Annotated in this window: 5 protein-coding genes and 1 pseudogene; 1 reads left to right on the forward strand and 5 read right to left on the reverse strand. The window is 66.6% G+C overall.

Translation table 11 applies throughout. From position 1 onward, the window contains the following. Positions 1–863: NAD(P)/FAD-dependent oxidoreductase (locus ACFDS3_RS17220; RefSeq protein WP_375263588.1), on the reverse strand; the 863-nt coding region annotated here is incomplete at its 3' end. 79 nt (positions 864–942) lie between these two features. Between ACFDS3_RS17220 and ACFDS3_RS17225 the strand changes: the two genes are divergently transcribed. Beyond that, on the forward strand, positions 943–2313 hold the full coding sequence (locus ACFDS3_RS17225) for an MATE family efflux transporter (protein WP_375263589.1): 1371 nt from the start codon (positions 943–945) through the stop codon (positions 2311–2313). 6 nt (positions 2314–2319) lie between these two features. On the opposite strand, the gene ACFDS3_RS17230 is transcribed toward ACFDS3_RS17225, so the two are convergent. The 4 genes and pseudogenes from ACFDS3_RS17230 to aceE all read right to left on the reverse strand — a co-directional run. Beyond that, positions 2320–2817 carry a phasin family protein gene (locus ACFDS3_RS17230; RefSeq protein ID WP_375263590.1) on the reverse strand — a complete coding sequence of 166 codons (498 nt, stop codon included), beginning with the start codon at positions 2815–2817 and terminating at the stop codon, positions 2320–2322. Between the two features lie 105 nt (positions 2818–2922). Further along, entirely contained in the window at positions 2923–4662 is a 1740-nt protein-coding gene (gene lpdA, locus ACFDS3_RS17235) for a dihydrolipoyl dehydrogenase (protein WP_375263591.1), read from the reverse strand. A gap of 10 nt (positions 4663–4672) precedes the next feature. Beyond that, the gene (locus ACFDS3_RS17240) at positions 4673–5995 is read right to left on the reverse strand and encodes a 2-oxo acid dehydrogenase subunit E2 (protein WP_375263592.1); all 1323 of its coding nucleotides are present in this window, start codon (positions 5993–5995) and stop codon (positions 4673–4675) included. A 33-nt stretch (positions 5996–6028) separates the two neighbouring features. Next, positions 6029–7583: pseudogene (gene aceE, locus ACFDS3_RS17245) on the reverse strand (pyruvate dehydrogenase (acetyl-transferring), homodimeric type); the annotation flags it as partial.

Genomic DNA, 7583 nt, shown 5'->3' on the forward strand with positions numbered 1-7583 from the left:
GCGTCGGGGCCAAGGAAAAAGTCGTGATCGAACGAGGGCGCGAGCGAATAGCCCCCGTCCGCCCGCCGACGGAAGGCAAAGCTGTTGTCCACGCCTTGTCCCGCAAAGATTTCGGGCAGCGGCTCGGTCTGGCCGACGGTGGCGCGCACCGAAAGCTGCGGCAGAGCGACGCCGTGGCGCCGGAGCAGCGTGGACGACCACGCCCCGCCCGCCAGCACGACACTGGGCGCACGCACCCGCCCCGCCTCGGTCATGACACCGGTCACGCGCCCGCCTTCCAGGTCCAGCGCCCGCGCGGCGCATCCTTCGCGGATGGTGACGCCGTGTCGCCGCACGGCGAGCCGCGCGAGCGCCGGCACTGCCACCCACGGCTCCGCCCTGCAATCCGAGGCCGTCCAGAGCGCACCGGTCCAAGCCGCCCGCGCCTCGGGCAGCATCTGCGACAGCTCGGCCTTTTCGATCACCCGACTGTCGAGCCCGTGCCCCGCCGCGATCCTCGCCCAGCTACGATACCGCTCCAGCTTCGCCTCGTCCGCGGCGAAATACAGGGTCCCGGTCTGACGCAGCCCCAGATCCTCGTTCGTCTCGGCCTGAAGCGCGTGCCAGTTGCGCACCGCTTCCATCACCAGCGGCAGCTCGTCCGGGTCGCGCCCCTGCTGGCGGATCCAGCCCCAGTTGCGTGAAGATTGCTCGCCCGCGATCCGCCCCTTTTCGACCAGCACCACCCGCGCGCCGGCCTTGGCGGCATATATCGCCGTGGTCACGCCGGCGATGCCCCCGCCGATGACCACGAGGTCGGCCTCGGCCGGGAGGTCGCAGGTGTGGGCAAGCGGGGTAGAGAGGGTAACGGGGCCGTCCAGCATCATTGCGGCAAGCTCTGCCCCCCGCGACGAAAGGTCAAGGCGCCTTGGCCCCGGCGCCGGGCTTGCTAAGTCAGTCCAGATGTCCGACCGATCCCTCACCCGCGGCTCCGTCAGTGGCGCCGTCCTTACCGTCTCGGCCCCGATGACGTTGGGTATCCTCGGCGTCCTCGCCGTAGGGCTCGCCGACGCATATTTCCTGGCCCGCGTGGGCCGGACCCAACTTGCCGCCGTGGGCTATATCTATCCGGTGACGGTGTCGGTCACGTCTCTGTCGATCGGCCTTGCCGCCGGGGCGAACGCCGCCCTCAGCCAGTCCATCGGCCGCGGCACGTCCGAGGACGACACCCACCGCATGGCCATCCACGCCCTGGGCCTCGGCCTTGTCGTCGGGCTGCTGGTCGGGGCCGCCCTGTGGCTGCTGCAAGGGACGATCTTCGGGCTGATCGGCGCTAGCGGGCCGGTCACGGGCGAGATCGCGGACTACGTCTTCTGGTGGGCGATGAGCTTCCCGTTCCTCGTCCTGTCGATGCTGGTCGGGGCGATCTTCCGCGCAAGAGGAGACGGCGTGACTGCCTCGGTCATCATGTTCAACCAGGCGGTCACGAACATCGTGCTCGACCCGTTGCTGATCTTCGGCACGGGTCCCTTCCCCGAGATGTCGACGGGCGGCGCAGGCCTGGCCACCTTCCTCGCGCGCGTGGGCGCCACGGTCGGCGGGTTGTGGTGGGCCCGGCGCAAGGGGCACCTGTCGACCGCGCGAAACCCGCTCGAGCAGATCGTGTCTTCCGTGCGCAAGATCGGAGGGGTCGGCCTGCCGGCGTCGGTGTCGAACGCGATCAACCCGGCCGGGATGGCGGTGGTCACCGCCGCCGTCTCGATTCTGGGAGAGGCCGCGGTCGCAGGCTTCGGTGCGGCGACGCGGGTGCAGTCGCTGGCCATCGTCCCCCTGCTGGCGCTGTCGGCCGGGATCGGACCTGTCGTCGGCCAGAACTGGGGCGCGGGACAGCAAGGGCGCGCGCGGATGGCGGTGCGGGTGACCTTCCTAATGTGCCTGGGCTACGGAGCGGGCGTGGGCGGCGTGCTGATCCTCCTCGCTGACCAGATCGCGGGCGCCGTCGCGGCAACTTCCGAGGATGCGGCGATCGCCGCCACTTACCTGCGGATCGTCGGCCTGTCGCTCTTTGGCTATGGCGTGCTCGTCACGGGCAATGCCGCGATGAACGCGCGCTCTCGGGCGGTGTGGTCCATGGGGATGTCGGCCGGGCGCATCTTTCTGGTCTACGTGCCCCTCGCCTGGATCTTGATGGAATCATTCGGCTTCACCGGGATCGCGGCGGCGGCGGCCACCGCCAATGTCGCCGCAGCGGTCGCGATGATCGGGGCGACATGGGCCACCGGCCTGTCACCCCTGCCGGGCAGAAGCGCCCCTGCCGCCGTCGCCGGAGAATAGTCGCCCTCAGCTCGGCTTGGACGCGGCGGCCTTCTTCGCGGACTGCTCGACCTTGGCGACAGACTCCTCCACCTGGTTCTGCATCGACCGATAGGCCTGCTCGTTCGCCTCGCGGGCGTTATCGGCCATCTTGCGCATGAGTTTCAGCGCCTCTTCGACGCCGTCGTTCATGGCGTTCGTACGCGCCTTCAGCGCGTCGGGGCCGGCATTCTCTTCGGCCCATTCGTACTGCTGGCGCGCGGCGTGGGTGAGCTTCTCGAAGATCTCCATCTGCTTGTCGAGAAGGTCCTTGTAGGCCTCTGCGGCGGCCTTGTTGGCCTCGGACATGGCTTCGAAGTTCCGCTGGTTCGCGCGGATCACCTGCTCCATGTCGAACATCTGCGCCTGGGGCTGCTGGAACGCCTGCATCATCGTCTGCGGGTTCCACATCCGCGCGATCCGGTCCGGGTCAAACGCGTCCATCATCGCGCTCATGTCGAAGGGATTATTGGGGTTACGGGCCATGCGCGACTCCTCCTCGGGCGTGGTGGCTATGACTTGACCATAACCCTTCCACCCTTCCGATCAAGCTTGCGCGAGGGGCGACACGCGCCGCCTCCCCCGTGACCGTCACTTCTTCTTTGGCGGCATCAGGTCGGTGATCGTGCCCTCGAACATCTCGGCGGCGAAGTTCACCGTCTCGCTGAGCGTGGGGTGCGGGTGGATGGTGTGGCCGAGATCCACCGCGTCGGCGCCCATCTCGATGGCCAGCGCGACCTCTGCGATCAGCTCTCCCGCGTTGGTGCCGACGATGGCGCCGCCGATCACGCGGTCATCCTCGGGGTCGAAGATCAACTTGGTCATGCCCTCCGACCGCGCGTTCGACAGCGCCCGGCCCGAGGCTTGCCACGGGAAGACGCCCTTGGCGATCTTAAGCCCCTGCTCTTTCGCCTGCGTCTCGGTGACGCCGCACCACGCGACCTCGGGGTCGGTATAGGCGACCGAGGGGATCACGCGAGCGTCGAACGCGCGCTTCTCGCCCGCGCAAACTTCGGCCGCGACCTTGCCCTCGTGCACCGCCTTGTGGGCGAGCATCGGTTGACCCACCGTGTCGCCGATGGCGAAGATGTGGGGCACGTTGGTCCGCTGCTGGTGGTCGACCTCGATGAAGCCGCGATCCGTGACCTGCACGCCCGCCTTGTCCGCGCCGATCTTGCCGCCGTTAGGCGTGCGCCCGACCGAGACGAGAAGCTTGTCGAACACCTCGGTCTGGCTGTTGCCGTCGGGGCCTTCGTAGGTGACGTGCAAGCCGTCGTCCTTGGCCTCGACGCCGGTGCACTTGGTCTTGGTGTGGATCGCCTTCAGGCGCCCCTCCATGCGTTTCGCCAGCGGCTTGACCATGTCCTTGTCCGCGCCGGGCAGGATCTGGTCCATCATCTCGATCACCGTCACCTCGGAGCCGAGCGCGTCATAGACCGTCGCCATCTCGAACCCGATGATCCCGCCGCCGAGGACGCAGAGCCGCTCGGGGATGGGGTCGAGCTCCAGCGCGCCGGTCGAACTGACGACGCGCGGGTCGTCATGGGGAATGAAGGGCAGCTTCACCGCCTCGGACCCGGCGGCGATGATGCACTGGTCGAAGGTCACCGTCTTCTTGCCGTCCGACGTCTCGACCTCGATCGAATTGGCGCCGGTGAAGGTGCCGTAGCCCTCGACCACCGTGACCTTGCGCTGCTTGGCAAGCCCCTTGAGGCCGCCTGTCAGCTGCTCAACGACCGAGTCCTTCCACTTGCGCAAGGTCTCGCCGTCGATGTCGGGCTTGCCGAAGTTCAGGCCGTGTTCGGACATCTCCTCGGCTTCGGTGACCACCTTGGCGGCGTGCAGAAGCGCCTTCGACGGGATGCAGCCCACGTTCAGGCAGACGCCGCCAAGCGAGGAATAGCGTTCGATCAGAACGACCTTCTTGCCAAGGTCGGCCGCGCGGAACGCTGCCGAATAGCCGCCGGGGCCGGAGCCGAGCACGACCACCTCGCCGTGCACGTCGCCCGAGCCCGCCTTCGCGCCCTCGGCCGCCTTGGGTGCGGGCTTCTGCTCGGGCTTGGCATCGGATTTCGGCGCCTCGCCCTTCGCGTCGCCCTCCTCGGACGCCTCGAAGACCATGATCACATCGCCCTGGGTGACCGTGTCGCCTTCCTTGACGCGGATTTCCTTCACCGTCCCCGCATTCGGGGACGGTACTTCCATCGTGGCCTTTTCGGATTCCAGCTCGATGAGCGGATCTTCCTTCTCGACCTTGTCGCCGACCGAGACGAGCACCGACACAACGGGCACATCGGAGAAATCACCGATATCGGGAACCTTGATTTCCATGCTCATTCCCTCACAGCATCAGGCGCCGGGGATCGCCCAGCAGGTAGGCCAGATGGGCGCAGAACCTCGCCGCGAGCGCCCCGTCGATGGCGCGGTGGTCGTAGGACAGGCTCATCGGAAGGGTCTTCTGCGGCACGAACTCCTGACCGTTCCAGATCGGCTTCATCCAGTATTTCGTCAGGCCCAGGATCGCGACCTCGGGGGCGTTGACGATGGGCGTAAAGCTGGTCCCGCCGATGCCGCCGAGGGACGAGATCGTGAAGGTCGCGCCCTTCATGTCGTCGCCCTTCAGCTTGCCGTCCCGCGCCTGCGCGCTCAGATCGCCCAGCTCCTTCGAGATCTCGACGATGCCCTTGCGGTCGGCATCCTTGATGACCGGCACCACCAGCCCGTTCGGCGTATCCGCTGCGAAGCCGATGTTGTAGAAGTGCTTGCGGATCAGCTTATCTCCGTCCGGATGGATCGAGGAGTTGAGCTGCCAGTGCTGCTTCAGCGCGGAAACGCTCGCCTTCACCACGAAGGACAGAAGCGTAACGCGGTAGCCTTCGTCCTTGGCCTTCGTGTCCAGCTCCTTGCGGTAGGCGTCGACCTCGTCGATCGCCGCGTCCTCGTTGTGCGTGACATGCGGGATGTTCAGCCACGAGCGGTGCAGCGCGGGACCCGAGATCTTCTGGATCCGCGACATCTCCACGTCTTCCACGGGACCGAACTTCGAGAAGTCGACCGCCGGGATCGGGGGGATGCCCATGCCGCCCTGTGCCTGGCCCTTGCCGGCAGCCGGTCCGGCCTGGCCTTTCAGCGCCGCCTCGACGTCCTCGCGCAGGATGCGGCCCTTGCGGCCGGACCCGTTCACCTGCCGCAGGTCCACGTCCACCCGCCGTGCGAAGGCGCGCACCGAGGGCGAGGCGTGGAACTTGGACGACCCGGTATCCACCACCGCGTTCGAGGCCGGCGCATCGCCGCCCGAATTGCCGTAGCCTTCGGCCGAGGGCTTGCCTTCAGAGGCCTTGTCGCCGCTCGACTTACCTTCGTCCTCGGCCGAGGCCTTCTCGTCGATCTTTGGCTCGGCGGCCTCATCTTCGCCGCCACCGCTCGCGTCCTCTTCCTCGAGGATCAAGATCACGGTGCCCTCGCCGGCGCTGTCGCCTTCCTTGAGCTTGACCTCCTTCACGACCCCGGCGTGGGAGGACGGGACCTCCATCGTCGCCTTGTCGCTTTCCAGTTCGATCAGCGCGTCTTCCTTCTCGACCCGGTCCCCGACCGAGACCAGCACCGACACGACCGGAACTTCATCGAAATCGCCGATATCCGGAACCTTGACTTCAGTTGCCATCTCTCTGTTTTCCCTCGTTTAGTCCGGTTCGGCTCAGCTCAGCCGCGGGTTCGGCTTGGCGCCGTCGATCTCGTATTTCTGCACGGCCTTCTCCATCTCGGCCTTCGACACGGTGCCGGCCTTGAAGAGTTCGTGCATCGCCGACGCCGCGATGTGGTTGGCGTCCACCTCGAAGAAGCGCCGCAGGTTCTCGCGGCTGTCCGACCGCCCGAAGCCATCGGTGCCGAGAACCGTGAACGGCTGCTCGACGAAGGCGCGGATCTGCTCGGCGTAGTTCTTCATGTAGTCGGTCGCCGCGATGACCGGCCCCTTGGCGTTGGCCAGCGTCCTCGTGACGTAGGGCACACGCGGCTCGTCGAACGGGTGCAGGCGGTTCCAGCGCAGCGCGTCCTGCCCGTCGCGGGCCAGCTCGTTCAGCGACGTCGCCGACCAGATGTCCGAGGTGACGCCGAAATCCTGCTCCAGCATCTCGGCGGCCTTGATCGACTGCATCAGGATCGTGCCGGACCCCATCAGGTTCACGTGCTTCTTGCCCGGCTTCTCGGCCTTTCGCAGGCGATAGAGACCCTTGATGATCCCCTCTTCGGCACCCATCGGCATCTCGGGGTGCTTATAGTTCTCGTTCATCAGGGTGATGTAATAATAGACATCCTCCTGGTCCGCGAACATCCGCTGCATGCCCGACTGCACGATCACCGCCACCTCGTAGCTGAAGGTCGGATCGTAGCTGATGCAGTTGGGAACAGTGCTGGCCAGGATGTGGCTGTGCCCGTCCTCGTGCTGCAGGCCCTCGCCGTTCAGCGTCGTGCGGCCCGCGGTGCCGCCCAGCAGGAAGCCCCGTGCCCGGCTGTCGCCCGCGGCCCAGCACAGGTCGCCGACCCGCTGAAAGCCGAACATCGAGTAGTAGATGTAGAACGGGATCATCGGAACGCCGTGGTTGGAATACGACGTCGCGGCGGCGATCCAGTCGGCCATCGCGCCGGCCTCGTTGATCCCCTCCTGCAGGACCTGGCCGTCCTTCGACTCCTTGTAATACGCCATTTGGTCGGCGTCGGCGGGCGTGTACTGCTGGCCCAGCGGATTGTAGATGCCCACGGACCGAAACAGCCCCTCCATCCCGAAGGTGCGGGACTCGTCGGGCACGATCGGCACCACGCGCTCGCCGATCTTCTTGTCGCGCAAGAGCGTCGTCAGGATGCGCACGAAGGCCATCGTGCTCGAGAACTCGCGGTCGCCCGACGATTGCAGCTCGCGCTTGAACGCCTCGAGCGGCGGCACCTCAAGCGCCGGGGCGCCGGTGTACCGCGACGGGAACGGCCCGCCCAGATCCTTGCGGCGATCGGTCAGGTACGCCTTCTGCGCGTTGTTCAGCGAGATGAAGGGAACCTTTTCAATATCAGCGTCTTCCACGGGGATCTTGAAGCGATCCCGCATGGCCCTCAACTGCTCGGAGTCCATCTTCTTGGACTGGTGGGCGGTGTTCGCACCTTCGCCGGCCTTGCCCATGCCGTAGCCCTTGACGGTCTTGATGAGCAGGCAAGACGGGCGGCCTTTCGTCTCGGTCGCGCGCTTGTAGGCGGTATAGACC

Source organism: Palleronia sp., from assembly GCF_042089775.1.
Classification (GTDB): domain Bacteria; phylum Pseudomonadota; class Alphaproteobacteria; order Rhodobacterales; family Rhodobacteraceae; genus Palleronia.